The 19,032-nt window shown below is 58.4% G+C and carries 20 protein-coding genes; 11 read left to right on the forward strand and 9 right to left on the reverse strand.

The features are described 5' to 3' along the window. Positions 1–14 precede the first annotated feature (14 nt). Positions 15–1,352 (forward strand): NADP-specific glutamate dehydrogenase, encoded by a 1,338-nt coding sequence (gdhA, locus tag JFT86_RS11025; protein ID WP_201236730.1) that lies wholly within the window; start codon positions 15–17, stop codon positions 1,350–1,352. Here the strand turns inward: gdhA and JFT86_RS11030 are convergent. From JFT86_RS11030 to JFT86_RS11045, 4 genes are all read right to left on the reverse strand, one after another. Further along, positions 1,349–1,843 (reverse strand): GreA/GreB family elongation factor, encoded by a 495-nt coding sequence (locus JFT86_RS11030; RefSeq protein WP_201236731.1) that lies wholly within the window; start codon positions 1,841–1,843, stop codon positions 1,349–1,351. The genes gdhA and JFT86_RS11030 overlap by 4 nt on opposite strands. A gap of 72 nt (positions 1,844–1,915) precedes the next feature. After that, positions 1,916–2,272, reverse strand: coding sequence for a hypothetical protein (locus JFT86_RS11035; protein ID WP_201236732.1), 357 nt, complete (start codon positions 2,270–2,272; stop codon positions 1,916–1,918). Positions 2,273–2,486: 214 nt separating this feature from the next. After that, entirely contained in the window at positions 2,487–4,340 is a 1,854-nt protein-coding gene (locus JFT86_RS11040) for a DUF4105 domain-containing protein (RefSeq protein ID WP_201236733.1), read from the reverse strand. A 264-nt stretch (positions 4,341–4,604) separates the two neighbouring features. Further along, positions 4,605–5,093, reverse strand: a complete 489-nt coding sequence (locus JFT86_RS11045; protein WP_007909797.1) for a DUF3015 domain-containing protein — start codon at positions 5,091–5,093, stop codon at positions 4,605–4,607. Positions 5,094–5,394: 301 nt separating this feature from the next. Here JFT86_RS11045 and JFT86_RS11050 point away from each other — a divergent pair, with 301 nt between their 5' ends. Both JFT86_RS11050 and JFT86_RS11055 read left to right on the forward strand, forming a co-directional pair. Then, entirely contained in the window at positions 5,395–7,833 is a 2,439-nt protein-coding gene (locus JFT86_RS11050; protein ID WP_201236734.1) for an ATP-binding protein, read from the forward strand. 312 nt (positions 7,834–8,145) lie between these two features. After that, positions 8,146–8,463 (forward strand): hypothetical protein, encoded by a 318-nt coding sequence (locus JFT86_RS11055; RefSeq protein ID WP_103303607.1) that lies wholly within the window; start codon positions 8,146–8,148, stop codon positions 8,461–8,463. A gap of 51 nt (positions 8,464–8,514) precedes the next feature. Here JFT86_RS11055 and JFT86_RS11060 read toward each other — a convergent pair whose 3' ends face one another. Beyond that, positions 8,515–10,344 carry a hypothetical protein gene (locus tag JFT86_RS11060; RefSeq protein ID WP_201236735.1) on the reverse strand — a complete coding sequence of 610 codons (1,830 nt, stop codon included), beginning with the start codon at positions 10,342–10,344 and terminating at the stop codon, positions 8,515–8,517. 161 nt (positions 10,345–10,505) lie between these two features. Between JFT86_RS11060 and JFT86_RS11065 the strand changes: the two genes are divergently transcribed. From JFT86_RS11065 to JFT86_RS11075, 3 genes are all read left to right on the forward strand, one after another. Next, on the forward strand, positions 10,506–10,994 hold the full coding sequence (locus JFT86_RS11065) for a TIGR00645 family protein (RefSeq protein WP_201236736.1): 489 nt from the start codon (positions 10,506–10,508) through the stop codon (positions 10,992–10,994). A 136-nt stretch (positions 10,995–11,130) separates the two neighbouring features. Further along, complete coding sequence (locus tag JFT86_RS11070) at positions 11,131–11,436, forward strand: DUF6482 family protein (RefSeq protein ID WP_201236737.1); 306 nt, start codon at positions 11,131–11,133, stop codon at positions 11,434–11,436. 122 nt (positions 11,437–11,558) lie between these two features. After that, a complete protein-coding gene (locus JFT86_RS11075) occupies positions 11,559–12,176 on the forward strand; it encodes an FKBP-type peptidyl-prolyl cis-trans isomerase (protein ID WP_103303603.1) in 618 nt (205 codons plus the stop codon). A 146-nt stretch (positions 12,177–12,322) separates the two neighbouring features. Here JFT86_RS11075 and JFT86_RS11080 read toward each other — a convergent pair whose 3' ends face one another. The 3 genes from JFT86_RS11080 to JFT86_RS11090 form a co-directional block, all read right to left on the reverse strand. Beyond that, complete coding sequence (locus JFT86_RS11080; protein WP_025108780.1) at positions 12,323–12,580, reverse strand: hypothetical protein; 258 nt, start codon at positions 12,578–12,580, stop codon at positions 12,323–12,325. Positions 12,581–12,785: 205 nt separating this feature from the next. Next, the gene (locus tag JFT86_RS11085) at positions 12,786–13,127 is read right to left on the reverse strand and encodes a zinc ribbon domain-containing protein YjdM (RefSeq protein WP_201236738.1); all 342 of its coding nucleotides are present in this window, start codon (positions 13,125–13,127) and stop codon (positions 12,786–12,788) included. Positions 13,128–13,274: 147 nt separating this feature from the next. Continuing rightward, positions 13,275–14,243: a polyprenyl synthetase family protein gene (locus JFT86_RS11090; protein WP_192562456.1), complete on the reverse strand. Its 969-nt coding sequence runs from the start codon at positions 14,241–14,243 to the stop codon at positions 13,275–13,277. Positions 14,244–14,643: 400 nt separating this feature from the next. Between JFT86_RS11090 and rplU the strand changes: the two genes are divergently transcribed. From rplU to JFT86_RS11115, 5 genes are all read left to right on the forward strand, one after another. Further along, complete coding sequence (gene rplU, locus JFT86_RS11095) at positions 14,644–14,958, forward strand: 50S ribosomal protein L21 (RefSeq protein WP_007950961.1); 315 nt, start codon at positions 14,644–14,646, stop codon at positions 14,956–14,958. A gap of 35 nt (positions 14,959–14,993) precedes the next feature. Continuing rightward, entirely contained in the window at positions 14,994–15,251 is a 258-nt protein-coding gene (gene rpmA, locus JFT86_RS11100; protein ID WP_003176049.1) for a 50S ribosomal protein L27, read from the forward strand. 193 nt (positions 15,252–15,444) lie between these two features. Next, positions 15,445–16,668, forward strand: a complete 1,224-nt coding sequence (gene cgtA / locus JFT86_RS11105) for an Obg family GTPase CgtA (protein ID WP_103303602.1) — start codon at positions 15,445–15,447, stop codon at positions 16,666–16,668. A gap of 137 nt (positions 16,669–16,805) precedes the next feature. Further along, positions 16,806–17,924, forward strand: coding sequence for a glutamate 5-kinase (gene proB / locus JFT86_RS11110; RefSeq protein WP_201236739.1), 1,119 nt, complete (start codon positions 16,806–16,808; stop codon positions 17,922–17,924). A 10-nt stretch (positions 17,925–17,934) separates the two neighbouring features. Next, entirely contained in the window at positions 17,935–18,402 is a 468-nt protein-coding gene (locus JFT86_RS11115; RefSeq protein ID WP_201236740.1) for a CreA family protein, read from the forward strand. 181 nt (positions 18,403–18,583) lie between these two features. Here the strand turns inward: JFT86_RS11115 and rpsT are convergent, their stop codons facing one another. Further along, positions 18,584–18,856, reverse strand: coding sequence for a 30S ribosomal protein S20 (rpsT, locus tag JFT86_RS11120; protein WP_003228351.1), 273 nt, complete (start codon positions 18,854–18,856; stop codon positions 18,584–18,586). Positions 18,857–19,032 lie beyond the last annotated feature (176 nt).

The following is a 19,032-nucleotide window of genomic DNA, read 5'->3' on the forward strand; positions in this document are numbered from 1 at the left end:
CCGAGACTTTTCCCATGATCGAATCCGTCGAATCCTTCCTCGCACGCCTGAAAAAACGCGACCCGGATCAGCCCGAATTCCACCAGGCCGTCGAAGAAGTCCTGCGCAGTCTGTGGCCGTTTCTCGAAGCCAATCCGCATTACCTGACCTCGGGGATTCTGGAGCGCATTTGCGAGCCAGAGCGAGCGGTGGTGTTTCGCGTTTCGTGGGTCGACGATCAAGGCAAAGTCCAGGTCAATCGCGGTTTCCGCATCCAGATGAACAGCGCCATCGGCCCGTACAAGGGCGGCTTGCGTTTTCATCCTTCGGTGAACATGGGCGTGCTGAAATTCCTCGCCTTCGAACAGACCTTCAAGAACTCCCTGACGTCGCTACCAATGGGCGGCGGCAAGGGCGGTTCGGACTTCGATCCGAAGGGCAAGAGCGACGCCGAAGTCATGCGTTTCTGCCAGGCGTTCATGAGCGAGCTGTACCGCCACATCGGCGCCGATGTTGACGTTCCGGCCGGTGATATCGGCGTTGGCGCGCGCGAGATCGGCTTCCTCTTCGGCCAGTACAAACGCCTGAGCAACCAGTTCACCAGCGTGCTGACCGGCAAAGGCATGACTTACGGCGGCAGCCTGATTCGTCCGGAAGCCACCGGTTTCGGTTGCGTGTATTTCGCCGAAGAAATGCTCAAGCGCCGCGGGCAAACCGTTGAAGGCAAACGCGTGGCGATCTCCGGTTCCGGCAACGTTGCGCAGTACGCGGCGCGCAAGGTCATGGATCTGGGTGGCAAGGTGATTTCGCTGTCCGACTCCGAAGGCACGCTGTATTGCGAGGCAGGCCTGAGCGAAGACCAGTGGCTGGCGCTGCTGGAACTGAAAAACGTCAAACGCGGCCGCATCAGCGAATTGGCGACGGCATTCGGTCTGGAGTTCCGAGCCGGTCAATTGCCGTGGTCGCTGCCGTGCGACATCGCGCTGCCTTGCGCCACCCAGAACGAGCTCGACGCTGAAGCAGCCGGCACCCTGCTGCGCAACGGCTGTGTGTGCGTGGCCGAAGGCGCGAACATGCCGACCACGCTGGAGGCTGTGGATATCTTCATCGAGGCCGGGATTCTGTTCGCACCGGGCAAGGCATCGAATGCCGGTGGCGTGGCGGTGAGCGGTCTGGAGATGTCGCAGAACGCCATGCGCCTGCTGTGGACGGCGGGCGAGGTGGACAGCAAGCTCCACGCGATCATGCAGTCGATCCATCACGCTTGCGTGCATTACGGCGAAGAGAACGGCCGAATCAATTACGTCAAAGGCGCGAACATCGCCGGCTTCGTCAAAGTCGCCGATGCGATGTTGGCGCAGGGCGTGGTTTAAGCCGGTTCGATGCGGATCACTTCAATCACCTGATCGCCAGCGGGACGCTGCCACAGCACTTCATCGTTGAGTCGGGCGCCAAGCAATGCCCGACCCAGCGGTGAGCCCCAATTGATCAGGCCTTGGCTGGCGTCGGCCTGATCTTCGCCGACCAGTTGCACCCGGCGTTCGGTGTTGTGCTCGTCGGCGTAGGTCACCCAACTGCCAATCTGCACCTTGTCGGTGGAGGTCGCGGCGACGGCCACCTGAGCGCTGCTCAGGCGCTGATTGAAGTAACGCAGATCACGCTCCAGATCGGCCTGGCGTTGTTTGTCGGCCTGGTCGCCTTTGGCCGACTGTTCGGCGTGCAGCGCTTGCAGCTCGGCGACTTTTGCCTGCAACTGCACCAGACCCAGTGGAGTGACGTAATTGGGCTGTTCGCTGACGTGGCGCTCGACCGGTTGATCGGCTTGCGCGGCGGCGTTGTCTTCGTTGACGAAAGCGCGGCTCATGGTGTCCTCCTCTGTATAAAGAGTCTGGCCATGGTCGCAGGCATTTGGTTTCACTGGATGTCTGGAAGCGACCTACTGCGAGCGATAGGCCCGCCCGGCGTCTTGATCTTTCTGTTGCTGCCAGGCGCGCTCGCGTTCGTCCCAGTGTTCGTTGCGGTAGTCTTCGCGATCCTTGTTTTCCAGCATCGCCTGACACTGGCGGAAGCCGTCGGTCCAGCCTTCGGCGTACTGTTTGTCCTTGAGATAGCGTGGCACGTTCTTGCGAAACTCGCCGCTGATCGAGCCGGCAGCCTGTCGGCCACTGACACAACCGTCATCGAAACCGTCGGCGAAGGCCGGTGGATAACCTTTGGCGATCAGATCTTCATGGGTGGTCTGGCAACCACCCAGCAACAGCAACACCCCCAGCAAACCCGCACACCGCCACATCGCACTCTCCTGCGCCGTTTCACGGCTGATAGGGAAAGTCTAGAAGGGGATTCGTCGGGCGTTGGTGAAAGGCATGTGAGTAATTCGTTGAGCGCTACGATTCCCTTGTAGGAGTGAGCCTGCTCGCGATAGCGGTGTATCAGTCACAGCGACAGTGCCTGATGAATTGCTATCGCGAGCAGGCTCACTCCTACAGGGGAGGGCATGTTCGAGATCAGTAGTGATACCACTTCACTTCGAGCATGACCTCGGTTTCCGGCGTGGCAAGATGACTGAACTCGCGCTGCGCACTCAGGCGCAAACCGAGGTTGCGCGACAATTCCCACTGCTGATTCAGGCTCAGGCTTCGGCGCACTTCGCCGTTGGTGAAGTAATCGCCCTTGGCCTCCACACTGAGATTGCCCAGCGGGTTCTTCCACAGCACGCCGCTGTTGAAACCGGCCGCCGGGGCGATGAAACCGGCGAAATCGTTGTTGTGTTCGACCCGCACCGTGCCGAGGGCAAAACCGAGTACGTCCTCGCCCAGTTGCCACGTGCCGCCACCGCCGCCATTGACGTGGCTGACCAGCGTTTCGTCGTCATGCTTGCCCGGCACCCGCTCAAGCCCACCGGTCACCTGCCACGACAGCGGCTGAAGCAACTCGTTACGCGGCGTCAGCGAGCGAATGGTCGCCAGATCGAGTTGCTGGAATTGCCAGTGATTGCCTTCGTACTGGCGCAGTTTCATCTGCAGGATTTCGATCTGCGCACCGAGCGGGAAGCTTTCGGCGTTGTCATTCAGGTCGTGGTAAGCCATGCGCAAGCCATATTCGCCGAACGCACGATCACCACGGGTACCGAGACCGGCCTGCCAGGTGCGTGATTCATGGCCATCTTCCGGTAGGCCGGGTTGCGGGATTTGCAGATCCGGTGCCGGGTTCTTGTTGATTGCCCGCAGCAGTTCGAAACTGCGTTGTGCCCGTTGCGGATCGCGTTCCTGGCCATTGGCGCGATAGCGTTCCAAGCGGTAAGCCGCGTCGATGATCAAGGCTTGGCGATCACGGGGCAGGGCCTTGAAGGCCGGGTCCTGCAACTGCTGTTGATCGGCGCTGACCTTCAGGACCCATTGCTGTTCTTCGCCACTCAGCGGCTCGGCACGGCTGAGCAGTTCGCGTTCGCGGGAAGGACGGTATTCGATGCTTTCCACCAGCCCGGCTTCTTTTACCGCTTTGACCGTGTCGGTGGGGATTGCGGTCAGCGGGAATTGCTCGGTCAGGCGCAGGCTCGGTCGTGCCACTTGCAGCAGTTCAAGCAAGCGATAGGAGCAGTTTTCGTCGAAGAAGAAATAGTCGAACTGAATCTGCTTCAACTCCCACACATGCTCGACCATGCGCGCGGTTTCTTCTTGCGTCAGGTTCAGCCGGTATTCCCACAGGTCGCGGTTTTCCAGGCTGCGATATTCAGAGAGTTTTTCCTGGTACGGCACCAGCGCGAACAGGCCGGGATAGCCGCCCATCAAGCCTTTCCAGGCGTACAGAATGCTGTTGTCGGAACCTTCGATGTAGGCGCCGAAGTTGATCGCGTAACTGAGCAGCGAGGTCTTGTCGCTTTGCACGTCAGCCTGATCGATGCGCAGCAGTGTGTGGCCGAACATGGATGACGGGCTGTTCAGATAAGCCGCCGGGAAGATCATCACCGCGCTGTGCGGCGAGACGTCCTTGAACCATTTCTTGTATTCGGCGCATTCCGGCGTCGGCAGATCGGTGAGGTTGAGTTGCGCCTTCAGCCAACGGGTACGGGCTGGATAAACACATTGTGCGTGTTGCTCGCCGAGGCTGGCCGGGGCGTACAACGCTTGCACGGTCGCAGCCAGTTCGTGATCGGGGTGTTCATTGCCATCGGGCGCGAGAAAGAACTTCTTGTCGCTGACATAGCTGCGCCAGCCTCCGAGCTTGGCAGTTTCGTAATGACCGAGGGAAATCCAGAAGCGGTCGTTGGCCAGTTGCTGCAAACGTTGAGGGTCGATGTTTGGCGCGGCGGACAGCGGGGCGCAGACACAGAGCGCCAGCCAGGCAAGGCGTTTGAGCATAGGTGGCAACTTAACTCGAAAGAAAACAAAACCCGGATCGGGGTGTGATCACTCCACCCTGTGGCGAGGGGATTTATCCCCGTTGGGCAGCGAAGCGGCCCCAAAACCTGTATCCCCAATGCATCAGATACTCCGCATGCACAGGTTCACGACTGCTGCGCAGCCGATCGGGGATAAATCCCCTCACCACAGGTTCAGCGTCACGGTGGAATCAATGCATAAAAAACAAAACCCGCTTCCCGAAGGAAGCGGGTGGGGTCGAGCTTAAGCCTGCGTTGCGTACTTGGCCAGACGTGGGTCTGATTTCAGCACGGCCAGGGTGTTGGTATGCACGTCTTCAGCGGTCACGTCAGCCTTGCTGAAGATCTGCTGGAAGTGCTCGTGAGTCACGGCAGCGAAATGCGCACGGTCTTCCGGCGCTACGCCCAGTACCACGGCATAGGTCGTTAGCGCTTCGCCGTTGCCCTTGGCCATGTCTTCGGACAGCTCGTTCATCATGCCATTCATGGCAAACCAGGATTTGCCGCCGTAGGTCAGCGATGCGTTGGTCGAGCAACCGTTGGTGCCGGAAGTCATGCCGAAAGTGGCGTTACCGGAAGTGCCGTTGGTGGTGGAAGCAAGGAAGTGCGCCGGGGTGCCACGCTGACCTTCGAACAGCATGTTGCCCCAACCGCAATCCGGGCCGCCTGGAGCTTGCGCCATTGCGTTGATGGATACAGCGGTGAAGAGAGTACCGAGAAGAATCCGTTTCATAGCTTTGTTCTCTTTGTGTGCATACCAATGGACAGGGTTCTGGCCCCCCAAGCTCTGTACGAAACAGACCCAAACGAAGCCAGTGGGCCGGTATTAGTTCCAGCCGCGCAGTTTGGAGTTTAGGCACGTTCCCGCAGTTCCGTGATTTTTTACAAAAGATTCGGTCATAAGCCCGGTTTCCGGGGGCCGGCTGCGCAGCGGGCGAGTTGTCTATGCTTTGTCACATGGCGCGCCTTGCCAGTGGGGCACGGGCAGCGCCAGAATGCCGCTATCTGCCCCGCCTGATTGTTAAGGAAGCCCGATGCCTGATCCTGTTGCTGCCAGCTTGCGTCTAGCGCCCGAAGCGCTGACCCGTCCGTTTTCCGCTGAACAGTTCAGCTTCACTACCACCAATGATCTGGAGCCCTTTCGCGGTGTGCTCGGCCAGGAACGAGCGGTCGAAGCCTTGCAGTTCGGTGTGGCGATGCCACGCCCCGGTTACAACGTTTTTGTCATGGGCGAACCCGGTACCGGTCGCTTCTCGTTCGTCAAACGCTACCTGAAAGCCGAAGGCAAACGCCTGCAGACCCCGGCTGACTGGGTCTACGTCAACAACTTCGATGAGCCACGCGAGCCCCGCGCCCTGGAATTGCCGTCGGGCACTGCCGGTGCGTTCATCGGTGACATCAACGGTTTGATCGACAATCTGCTGGCGACTTTTCCGGCGGTATTCGAGCACCCGTCCTACCAGCAGAAAAAAAGCGCCATCGACCGCGCCTTCAACCAGCGCTACGACAAGGCCCTCGACATCATCGAGCGTCTGGCCCTGGAAAAAGACGTCGCCCTGTACCGCGACAGCAGCAACATCGCCTTCACGCCGATGCTTGACGGCAAAGCCTTGGACGAGGCGGAATTCGCGCAGTTGCCGGAAGCTGATCGTGAGCGTTTCCACGAAGACATCTCCGGCCTCGAAGAGCGCCTGAACGAAGAACTCGCCAGCCTGCCGCAGTGGAAGCGCGAGTCGAACAATCAACTGCGTTCGCTCAACGAAGAAACCATCACGCTGGCCTTGCAGCCGTTGCTGTCGCCACTGTCGGAGAAGTACGCAGAAAATGCTGCGGTCTGCGGTTACCTGCAAGCGGTGCAGGTCTACCTGCTGAAAACCGTGGTCGAGCAACTGGTTGACGACAGCAAGACCGACGCCGTCGCCCGCAAGTTGCTGGAAGAGCAATACGCGCCGAGCCTGGTGGTCGGTCATCCGGCCAGCGGTGGTGCGCCGGTGGTATTCGAGCCGCACCCGACCTATGAAAACCTGTTCGGCCGCATCGAATACACCACCGACCAGGGCGCGCTCTACACCACTTATCGTCAGTTGCGTCCGGGTGCCTTGCACCGCGCCAACGGTGGTTTCCTGATCCTTGAAGCGGAAAAAATGCTCAGCGAGCCGTTTGTCTGGGATGCGCTCAAACGCGCCCTGCAATCGCGCAAGCTGAAAATGGAATCGCCGCTGGGCGAGATGGGCCGTTTCGCCACGGTGACGCTCAACCCGCAGCACATTCCGTTGCAGGTCAAAGTCATCATCATCGGTGCGCGGTCGCTGTACTACACACTGCAAGACCTCGATCCGGACTTCCAGGAGATGTTCCGCGTTCTGGTCGATTTCGACGAAGACATCCCGATGGTCGACGAGAGCCTGGAGCAATTCGCCCAGCTGTTGAAAACCCGGACTTCGGAAGAAGGCATGGCGCCGCTGACCGCCGATGCGGTGGCACGTCTGGCGACTTACAGCGCACGGCTGGCCGAGCACCAAGGGCGGTTGTCGGCGCGTATTGGCGATCTGTTCCAACTGGTGAGCGAAGCGGATTTCATCCGTCATCTGGCCGGCGATGAAATGACCGATGCCGGTCATATCGAACGAGCGCTGAAAGCCAAAGCCACCCGCACTGGTCGTGTGTCGGCGCGGATCCTTGATGACATGCTCGCCGGGATCATTCTGATCGACACCGATGGCGCGGCGGTCGGCAAGTGCAACGGCCTGACGGTGCTTGAGGTCGGCGACTCGGCGTTCGGTGTGCCGGCGCGGATTTCCGCCACGGTGTACCCGGGCGGCAGCGGCATCGTCGACATCGAGCGTGAGGTCAATCTCGGCCAGCCGATCCACTCCAAAGGCGTGATGATCCTCACCGGTTATCTGGGTAGCCGTTACGCCCAGGAATTCCCGCTGGCGATTTCCGCGAGCATCGCCCTGGAGCAATCCTACGGTTACGTTGATGGCGACAGTGCGTCGCTGGGCGAGGCGTGCACGCTGATTTCGGCGCTGTCGAAAACCCCGCTCAAGCAGTGCTTTGCCATCACCGGCTCGATCAACCAGTTCGGTGAAGTGCAGGCGGTCGGCGGGGTCAACGAAAAGATCGAAGGTTTCTTCCGTCTCTGCGAGGCACGCGGTTTGACGGGCGAGCAGGGCGCGATCATTCCGCAAGCCAACGTGGCCACGCTGATGCTCGACGAGAAAGTGCTGGCGGCGGTGCGCGCCGGGCAATTCCACGTTTATGCGGTGCGTCAGGCTGATGAGGCGTTGAGTCTACTGGTCGGCGAGCCCGCGGGTGCGCCGAACGAGGAGGGCGAATTCCCTGAAGGCAGCATCAACGCACGGGTGGTCGAGCGCTTGCGCGACATCGCCGAAATGATCAGCGAAGAAGACCTCAAGGAAGCCGAGAAGGAATTGGCGCAGGAAGCGTTGGCCGAAGCCAAACCGGCCTAAGCCTGGCGCGGTAAAACTGTAGGAGTGAGCCTGCTCGCGATGGCGGTGTGTCAGTCGGCAGAAATGTTGCCTGACACGCTGCCATCGCGAGCAGGCTCACTCCTACACTATTTGTTTTGTGTCGATCTTCGGGAAATGTGCCATCACTCTGGCGCCAATATTCACACAATGACCATTCGGCGCCTTTTGGTTCTATCGGGTTTGCGCGGCGGACTTTTCTTCTATTCTCAGCTCAAGGATATCGACAGTATCACTGGATCGAGCCAGTCCTCCCGTGAGGGCTGAATACCAGCTTCACCGAGGGTCGCCGCCATGTCGCGCAACCTCTGCCTCACCCGTCAATGCCTGGGTCTTGTGACCCGCATCGAATGCGCCATCAAACCGTTGGCCGGCGATAACGGCATGTGGACTCTGCTCTTCGCTGCCGGCATGGCTGGCGAACAACCTTCCGCCATCAAAGCTCAAGGCCCGTTCCACGGACCGATTGCCGCCGAGTCAATCCTCGACACTATCGTTGAGAGCCTGACGATGCATGGCTATCAGTTGGCCGACGATCCGCAGATCTGGAGCCTGCACCTGCAAGCCCAGCTACGGCAGATCAATGGTGGCCGAGGCCGCAGCCTCAATTGACGCCTACCCATGCAGGAGCTGCCGCAGGCTGCGATATTTTGACTGTGCTCTTCAAGGCGCAGTCTCAGGCAACGACGCCTTGTCGAGTTTGACCTCAAAGCCGTATTGCACAGTGGCGAGGTCGGTTCGCTGATAGGTCTCCACGTGCGTTGGATGGCCATAAAAGTAATGCACGCCAAACAGCGCAGGGCCTTCCGCGCTCGCATCGTGGCTGACCGATAGAATCTGCTTCAGGTAATTGTCGCTGTCGTCCTTGACGAAGAACCGCCACTCGTTGGCGGGGAACAGTTTCAGGTCCACCACCAACGTGTTGTTCTTGATCTCCAGGCCTTTGGGCAGAGACTTGGCGTCGTAGGATTTCTTGTCGACCGTTGCAAGGAACAGCGGCATCGAGCCCACGGCGATTGCCGGGGTTTCCGGGAACAGATTCAAATCGTAGGTGATCGTCGCTCGCAACGGATCAACTTTATAAGCCTCGGGCGGCAGTTCGATGGGTTCGTCGAGTTTGCCGCTGCGCTTTTCAGTGAAGAACGTCACCGGGCTTTCACCGGGATTGAAGTCATCGCCGAGTAATTCATCGTTGAAGGTACGGCGATGGGAAAACTCGATGCGCGCGGCGCTCGGGTCCTCTACCGATTGATGGATACGAATTCCGGCCTTAAACTGCTCTTCGGTAAGGCTTGCGCCTTTGAGCCAGTTCACGGCCAGATCGTCATACACCACCACCGGCAGATCCAGCGGTTGAATGGCTTTTTCCGTCGTGTGCTGTTGAAACGCGCGAACGGGCAGATCCAGCGTTTTTCGGGTTACGGTCACTGACGAGAAGTCGAGCACGCTGACTTCCAGCGTTTCGATCGGGCCGTTGAAGTAGACCTTGTTGTAACGGCGCGGGTGTTGTTGTTCGAAGGCTTGCTGCTCGTCGCCGAGCTGTTTTTCCAGCGCCTCGCTCCAGGTCTTCTGCTGTTGCAGGTGGGCCAGTTGTTTTTCGTAGAAGGACACCTGCTCCGGGCTCTCGTTGATCGAGCCGGCACGCACCAGATATTGCCCGGTGGCGTCACGGGCCTGAACGATCAGCGGATTGAGCTGGGCGTCGGCGACTTCCGGAGCCAGCGGCAGGCTGTTGCTGAATTCGACCTCGGCATAGTTCTTTTCCAGTTTCAGCACTTTGACGCTGAGGTTGTCATCGGTACGTGTCTGACCGACATCCTTTTTACTCAGATCGAAACTGAACAGGCGTCGCGGCGCGATCACTTCCAGTTTGCCTTGCAGGCTCACCGGTTGTGGTTGGGTTTTCTTGTCCACGTCGAGGCCGTCGATGAACGGGTAGGTCACGGTCAGGTCATCGGGATTGGTGACGTTGGAGCTTGAGGGGCTTAACTGAATGCCCGGATCGGTTTCCGACCATTCTGGCTGGTAGGCAATGACGCGCTTGTTGCTCAGGGTTACCGACTGCCATTCCACGCCATGGGGAAACAGGAAGCCGCCGGGAATGTTGAGGTTGAACGGGAAGACCGGTTGCAGATCGGTGAGGTAGTCGGAGCTGGCGTCCTTGTGCAGCACGAACAGGCCATTGATGAAGGTATCGACCAGCGCCTGCGGGGCAGGGTAGTGCTTGAGGATGCCGAGGGCGTCTTCGCCGTATTCGGTTTTTACCGCAATGCTGTCGAGTTTGAGCTGGGCGCGTTCAAGCAACAGCAGCGAACCGCCGAGTTCGGTGACGGCGTCCTTGAGCTTCGGATCGCTGATGGCATCGAGAGACTGTTCGAACTTTGCGGTTTTTTCTTCCAGGCTGACCGCGTGCTTCTCGTCACTTGGCGAGCAGCCGCCGAGAAGCAGGGTCAAGCAAATTCCGGCGGTCGTTATCGGCAATCGCACATCCATTTCCACTCGTCCTGTCCGCTGTCGCTGAGCTGTCAATGGTTTGGACACTAGCAGAAAAAAATGCCACACACGCGCAGGTGGCGGATTTTCGGGCAGTTTCTGGGTGTCACAGGTGGCTGGTATACTCGCCGCCGATTACCACCCCCCTTGTGTGAGATTCAATGGAACGCTTTATCGAAAACGCAATGTATGCCTCGCGCTGGCTGCTGGCGCCGATCTACTTCGGGCTCTCCCTCGGGTTGCTGGCGCTGGCGCTGAAATTCTTCCAGGAAGTTTTCCACGTTATTCCCAATGTGTTCTCGATGGCTGAATCGGATCTGATTCTGGTGCTGCTGTCGCTGATCGATATGGCGCTGGTGGGCGGCTTGCTGGTCATGGTGATGATTTCCGGCTACGAGAACTTCGTCTCGCAACTGGACATCGATGAAGGCAAGGAGAAGCTCAACTGGCTGGGCACCATGGATTCTTCGTCGCTGAAGATGAAAGTGGCGGCCTCGATCGTGGCGATCTCCTCGATCCACCTGTTGCGGATCTTCATGGATGCCAAGAACGTCGATCCCGAGCACCTGAAGTGGTACGTGATCATTCACATGACCTTCGTTCTCTCGGCCTGCGCGATGGGTTATCTGGACAAGGTCACCAAGCACTGATCCCTATTGATCAATGCTAAAAAAAGCCGCCCGTCTGTTGCGAAACAGACGGGCGGTGTCGTTTGTGGCTTGTGCTTTGTTGCGTGCGGGCATATCCCTGTAGATGTCTTGGCTCGCCACTGCGTGAGGTGCGTTCATGAACCTGCAAGAGTTAAGTGTGTTTGCCTTCGCCAGGAAGGTTGATGAGCTGAACCTGATTTCCATGGAAGGCGGGATTTACCTGCTCGAAGCGCGAATGCATGGCACGGCGTACCCGTTAAGTGATTTCAAGGGCAACATGCTGACGCTACGCTCGGTCGAGCACGCGCGGGATTTTTTGCACAGCCTCCCGGTGTTGCCGTTCAACCTGGTACACACCTCGGTACATGATGAAATGTGCGGCCTCGGCGCCAGTGGCGAGGAAAGCCTGAAAGTGCCGCTCGCCTGGCGCTCGGCCCTGTAGGCCCGGCGCGCCACAGGTCTGGCTTCTGTGCTAGTCTGCTCGCCCTTTTGGTTCCGGGCGCGCCGGGACGCGCTGTGCACGCACGGCAAGTCTTGTGGCCGTCCGCACAGCGGAGCAGTGTCATGTCCGAAGTAAATCTGTCCACCGACGAAACCCGCGTCAGCTACGGTATCGGCCGTCAGCTGGGTGACCAGCTGCGCGATAACCCGCCACCGGGTGTCAGCCTGGACGCCATTCTGGCAGGCCTGACCGACGCTTTCGCCGGTAAGGAAAGCCGTGTGGGTCAGGAAGAAATGTCCGCCAGCTTCAAGGTTATCCGCGAAATCATGCAAGCCGAAGCAGCTGCCAAAGCTGAAGCCGCTGCTGGCGAAGGTCTGGCCTTCCTGGCTGAAAACGCCAAGCGTGATGGCATCACCACTCTGGCTTCCGGCCTGCAATTCGAAGTGCTGACTCAGGGTGAAGGCGCCAAGCCGACCCGTGAAGACCAGGTGCGTACTCACTACCACGGCACGCTGATCGACGGCACCGTGTTTGATAGCTCCTACGAGCGCGGCCAGCCTGCCGAATTCCCGGTTGGCGGCGTGATCCCTGGCTGGACCGAAGCCCTGCAACTGATGAATGCCGGCAGCAAATGGCGTCTGTACGTGCCGAGCGAACTGGCTTACGGCGCGCAAGGTGTTGGCAGCATTCCGCCGCACAGCGTTCTGGTGTTCGACGTCGAGCTGCTCGACGTTCTGTAATTCCTGGCCTGCCTTCACGGCGGGCTAATGTAGGAGTGAGCCTGCTCCGGGCGGCGATCCGACGATAGCGTTTTTTCAGTCGACTGATTTGTTGTCTGACACCCCGTCATCGCGAGCAGGCTCACTCCTACAGTTTTTACCGCGTTTCATACTTCGATCTTGTGATGCAGTTCGCTGGTCGGGCGCAACGCCCGGGCGTAGCAGAACAGGAACAGATTGCGCACCAGCTCCTTGAGCACCAACGGTTCACTGGAATTCAGGCTGCTGACGTCCAGATCCCCCTGATCCTGCAACTCATGCAAAGCTTCTTCTTCAAGCACCGCACAGACTTCACCGGTTTCCCGATGGAGGATTCTGAGATACGGGTGTGGGCGATCCAGCCAGGCGTCGATCAAATAAGTCATGGTTCTCATCTCCTTGAAGGGTTTCAATGAGAATAATTCTTATTCATCAAATAGCAAGTGTCTATTGGCGGATTGTGAATTTTTCCGGGTAAAGATTGCGTAAGGTCAAAACGGCTGGCGTATGGCTATCGCGTGGATTGGCTGGGGGAAAGCGGGGAGGGTGAAGCTCCATCCCACGTCGGGCGCGGGATGGATGACAACGGGTTCAGACTTTTCTGACGAACTCGGATTTGAGTTTCATCGGGCCGATACCGTCGATCTTGCAGTCGATGTCGTGGTCGCCATCGCACAGGCGGATGTTCTTGACCTTGGTGCCGACCTTGACCACCAGCGAGGTGCCCTTGACCTTCAGATCCTTGATCACGGTGATGGTGTCGCCGTCTTGCAGGACATTGCCGACCGAGTCTTTCTTCACAGCATCGTCAGCGGCCACTTCGGCTTCGCCAGTGGCCGACCACTCGTGGGCGCACTCCGGGCAGATCAGTTGGGCGCCGTCTTCGTAGGTGTATTCGGAATTGCATTTCGGGCAGGGTGGCAACGTGCTCACTAAGGCTCCTTGGGATGTGGATCACTAAAAGTCGCACATTGTATAGGGTTTTAGCTTTTCAGGCAGGCAAAAGCAAAAGATCGCAGCATCGACAAACCCCTGTAGGAGCTGCCGAAGGCTGCGATCTCTTGATCATGCTTTTGGATGTCAGTGCGTACGCGCGACCGCAAACTCGCTCAGCTCAACCAGTGCATCGCGGTATTCGCTGGCTGGCAGTGCGTCGAGGCACTTGATCGCACGGGCCACGTAATCACGAGCCAGTTGTGCGGTGTATTCCAGTGACCCGGAAGCTTCCACGGCGATGCGAATGCTTTCCAGATCTTCGATCCCGCCTTTCTGGATCGCCTGACGCACCAGAGCGGCCTGTTCAGGCGTGCCTTCGCGCATGGTGTAGATCAGCGGCAGGGTCGGCTTGCCTTCGGCCAGATCGTCACCGACGTTCTTGCCCAGGGTTTCGGCGTCGCCCTTGTAGTCAAGCAGGTCGTCGACCAGTTGGAACGCCACGCCGAGGTGATCACCGAAGGTACGCAGGGCTTCGCTCTGCTCGGCGCTGGCACCGGCCAGTGCAGCGGCACTGTGGGTCGAAGCTTCAAAGAGCATCGCGGTCTTGCCGCGGATGACTTCCATGTAGGTTTCTTCGGTGGTGCTGGCATCACGCACCTTGGACAGCTGCAGCACTTCGCCTTCAGCGATAATGCGCGTGGCCTGGGACAGGATCTTCATGACCGGCATCGAGCCCAGTTCGACCATCATCTCGAACGAGCGCGAGTACAGGAAGTCGCCGACCAGCACGCTCGGGGCATTGCCCCACATGGCGTTGGCGGTCGAGCGGCCACGGCGCATGCCGGACATGTCGACGACGTCGTCATGCAGCAGGGTCGCGGTGTGCAGGAATTCGATGGTGGCGGCGAGCAGGCGCATGTCGTCGCCTTCGCGACCCAGGGCCTTGCCACACAGCAACACTAATAAAGGACGCAGACGTTTGCCGCCGGCCGAGGTGATGTAATCGCCGATTTTCGATACCAGCGGCACTCGGGAAGTCAGCTGCTTCTTGATGATGCCGTCGACGGCGCTAAAATCGTCCGCCACCGCGCGGTAGAAAGCTTGGGGTTGCATCAGCGAGAGTCGCTCCAGAAGGGTTGCGCGGCATGCTAGGACCCCCGTCCAGACCTGTCAAGGCGCGGTCGGGCACTGTGAAAGCTGCTGCGGGCTGGGAGCCTTCGGCTTTACGCACGTAATCCTGCGTCAAAAACAGGCTCGGAATGCTCATTTACAAACCGTAAACTCCGCTTCCTCGCCTGTTTTTTCCTTGTCTTCCCTTCGCTCGCGACGCTTTCACAGCGCCTGAAGGCTACTTGCAAGCCTGCGGCGCCTTGCGTACAATCGCGCACCCTGAACTTCCTGGGCAGCACCTGCCTTACGCAATTGCAAGCGGGCCTTCCAGCCCCATGCAGCCATGCCAGCCAATACCTCTTCTTATAAAGAGCTGGGTGAGCAGGATTATCGGAGAAATACCATGTCTTATGCAGTAATCGTTACTGGCGGCAAGCAGTACAAAGTCGCCCCAGGTGAATACCTGAAGATCGAAAAACTGGAAGTCGCTACCGGCGAATCCGTTACCTTTGATCGCGTTCTGTTGGTTGCCAATGGCGACGACGTAAACATCGGCGCTCCAGTTGTTGCTGGCGCTACTGTTGTGGCTGAAGTGATCTCCCAAGGTCGTCACGATAAAGTCCGCATCATCAAGTTCCGTCGTCGTAAGCACCACATGAAGCGTATGGGCCACCGCCAGTGGTACACCGAGATCAAAATCACCGGTATTCAGGCTTAATTTCAGCCTAATTCCTCACTAGGAGAATTGAACTCATGGCACACAAAAAAGCTGGTGGTAGTACCCGTAACGGTCGCGACTCAGAAGCCAAACGCCTTGGCGTCAAGATGTATGGCGGCCAGAAAATCATTCCGGGCAACATCATCGTGCGTCAGCGCGGCACCCAATTCCACGCCGGTTACGGTGTAGGCATGGGTAAAGATCACACCCTCTTCGCTAAAATCGAAGGCGTGATCAAGTTTGAAGTAAAAGGCGCGTTCAACCGCCGTTACGTGAGCGTTGTCGCGGCTTAATCGCGAGATCGCTGGAAGAGCCCTGTCTTGCGACGGGGCTTTTTCGTTTGTGGGGTGAGTCTCTTGCAAAACTGTTTGTATGGGCTGTCGGCGTGCGATGCAGGTCGTGTTTTGGGGTCGCTGCGCTCATTTTTGCAAGAGTCTTATGTCTTGATTGTTTTTCGGCTCGTCCGTATGGCGAGAGGCGTTGGTTATGAAGTTTGTTGATGAAGTATCGATTCGCGTAAAGGCTGGTGATGGCGGCAATGGCGCCATGAGTTTCCGTCGGGAAAAGTTCATCGAAAACGGTGGTCCGAACGGTGGCGATGGTGGTGACGGCGGCTCTATCTACATGATGGCTGACGAAAACCTGAACACTCTGGTCGACTACCGTTACACCCGGCACTTCGATGCCGAGCGTGGCTCCAACGGCGGCAGCACCGACTGCACCGGCAAGAAAGGTGAGGACCTGATCCTGCGCGTTCCGGTCGGTACGACCGTGATCGACTCGGCGACTCAGGAAGTCATCGGCGACCTGACCAAGGCCGGCCAGAAGTTGATGGTCGTACAGGGCGGTTGGCACGGTCTGGGTAACACCCGTTTCAAATCCAGTACCAACCGTGCGCCACGCCAGACCACGCCGGGTAAACCGGGTGAGCAGCGTGACCTGAAACTGGAAATGAAAGTGCTGGCTGACGTCGGTCTGCTGGGCTTGCCGAACGCCGGTAAAAGTACCTTCATCCGTTCGGTCTCGGCCGCCAAGCCGAAAGTTGCCGACTACCCGTTCACCACGCTGGTGCCAAACCTCGGTGTGGTCAGCGTCGATCGCTGGAAGAGCTTCGTCGTGGCCGACATCCCGGGCCTGATCGAAGGTGCTTCCGACGGTGCTGGCCTGGGTATCCGCTTCCTCAAGCACTTGGCGCGTACGCGTCTGTTGTTGCATCTCGTCGACATGGCGCCGCTGGATGACACCAGTGCGCCGGATGCTGCGGAAGTAATTGTCAACGAACTGATCAAGTTCAGCCCGTCTCTGGCTGAGCGTGATCGCTGGCTGGTGCTGAACAAGTGCGACCAGATCCTTGAAGAAGAGCACGAAGAGCGCGTCAAGGAAATCGTTGATCGCCTGGAGTGGACTGGTCCGGTTTACGTGATCTCGGCCATCGCCAAGATCGGTACCGAGCGTCTGTGCCATGACATCATGCGTTACATGGAAGATCGTGCTGATCGTCTGGCCAATGACCCGGCTTACAAAGAAGAGCTGGCCGATCTCGATCAGCGCATCGAGGACGAAGCCCGTGCGCAACTGCAGGCGCTGGATGACAAGCGTGCCCTGCGTCGCAGTGGCGTGAAGTCGGTCCACGACATCGGTGACGATGATTGGGACGAAGAAGATGTGGATGACGAAGACGGTCCGGAAATCATTTACGTGCGTGACTGATCCGTTGCGATAAACTTGAACGCCGCTCAATCGAGCGGCGTTTTAGTATCTGGAAATCGATCGTTGGTCAGCAATAGCCACGATTAACGTCACGGGCAGTGCCAGGTCGCGCTGTCCTCAAGCTAAGGTTGAAGATGATGCGGAGCAAGGTGACAGGTGCGCAGCGTTGGGTCGTGAAGATCGGCAGCGCTTTGCTGACAGCTGATGGCAAAGGGCTGGATCGTGCGGCAATGAGTGTCTGGGTCGAGCAGATGGTGGCCTTGCATGAGGCTGGCGTCGAGTTGGTGTTGGTGTCCTCCGGGGCAGTGGCGGCCGGCATGAGCCGTTTGGGTTGGACCGCACGACCCAGTGCGATGCACGAGCTCCAGGCGGCCGCTGCAATTGGTCAGATGGGTCTGGTCCAGGCTTGGGAGTCGAGCTTCGCCGAGCATGGTCGGCACACTGCGCAGATTCTCCTGACTCACGACGACCTCTCCGATCGCAAGCGCTACCTGAATGCCCGCAGCACCTTGCGCGCGCTGGTTGAGCTGAAAGTCATCCCGGTGATCAACGAAAACGACACCGTGGTCACTGATGAAATCCGTTTTGGTGATAACGACACGCTGGCGGCGCTGGTAGCTAACCTGGTCGAAGCTGATCTACTGGTGATCCTCACGGATCGCGATGGCATGTTCGACGCTGATCCGCGCAACAATCCTGATGCTCAGCTGATTTACGAGGCGCGCGCTGATGATCCGGCTCTGGATGCGGTTGCTGGCGGAACTGGCGGTGCGCTGGGGCGTGGCGGCATGCAGACCAAGTTGCGTGCAGCGCGTCTGGCTGCGCGTTCCGGTGCGCACACTATCATCGTGGGTGGGCGTCTTGAACGTGTGCTTGATCGCCTGAAAGCGGGCGAGCGCATCGGCACCTTGCTGTCGCCTGAGCGCGGCATGCTCGCGGCGCGCAAGCAGTGGCTGGCCGGGCATCTGCAAACTCGCGGCACGCTGGTGCTGGATGATGGGGCGGTGTCGGCATTGTCCCAGGGCAACAAGAGCTTGCTGCCGGTGGGTGTGAAGTTGGTGCAGGGGAGTTTCCGTCGCGGTGAGATGGTGGTCTGTGTGGCGCCGGATGGTCGCGAAATCGCCCGTGGTCTCGCCAATTACAGTGCGCTGGAAGCGCAAAAAATTATCGGTCAGTCGTCAGATGCGATTGTCGGTTTGCTGGGTTACATGGCTGAGCCGGAATTGGTTCACCGTGACAACCTGATTCTGGTTTAAGGAAAACTTGATGCGTGTAGCAAAAGGATTGTTGGGTCTGTTGATGGCGCTGCCATTGCTGGCCTCGGCCGAAGAAATCGGTCAGGTATCGACAGTGTTCAAGCTCGTCGGCCCGAACGACCGGATCGTGGTCGAAGCGTTTGATGATCCGAAGGTCGAGGGCGTGACCTGCTATCTGTCGCGCGCCAAGACTGGCGGCGTGAAAGGTGGGTTGGGTCTCGCTGAAGATCGTGCGGAAGCCTCTATCGCCTGTCGCCAGGTGGGTCCCATCAAATTCAAGGGTGAGTTGAAAGATGGCGATGAGGTGTTCAAGGAGCGCACGTCGCTGGTGTTCAAGACCATGCAGGTGGTGCGTTTCCTCGACAAGAAACGCAACGCGCTGGTGTATCTGGTCTACAGCGATCGAGTGATCGAAGGCAGTCCGCAGAACGCCGTGACCGCAATCCCGATTCTGCCGTGGGTGCCGGTCCAGCAGTAACACTGCAAAACCAACTGTAGGAGTGAGCCTGCTCGCGATGGTGGTGTGTCAGTCAGCAAATGTTTGTCTGGCTAACCGCTATCGCGAGCAGGCTCACTCCTACATTTTTTTGCTCTGCGTTCAGTAAATCGCAGGCAATAAAAAACCGACCCTAAGGTCGGTTTTTTAATGACTACGTCGATTAAGCGGCTTCTTTCAGCGCTTTAACGTGGCCATTCAGACGGCTCTTATGACGAGCAGCCTTGTTCTTGTGGATGATGCCTTTATCGGCCATGCGGTCGATTACTGGCACAGCCAGAACGTATGCAGCTTGAGCTTTTTCAGCGTCTTTTGCGTCGATGGCTTTAACTACATTCTTGATGTAGGTGCGAACCATGGAACGCAGGCTGGCGTTGTGGCTGCGACGCTTCTCAGCCTGTTTTGCACGTTTTTTGGCGGAAGGTGAGTTGGCCACCGTCGAGCTCCTCGAAAGACTTTTTAGGAAATAGCAAACAAAATAGGCCGCGAATCATGCCGATGAGTTGAAGTCTTGTCAAGGGCACTTGAAACGTTCCGCTAAGTGGTAGGTATAAAGAGGCGGGATATTTATTTCCGGCGCTTGACCTGTAAACTCGCGAGCTTTGGCTCTGT

Source organism: Pseudomonas sp. TH06, assembly GCF_016651305.1.
Taxonomy (GTDB): domain Bacteria; phylum Pseudomonadota; class Gammaproteobacteria; order Pseudomonadales; family Pseudomonadaceae; genus Aquipseudomonas.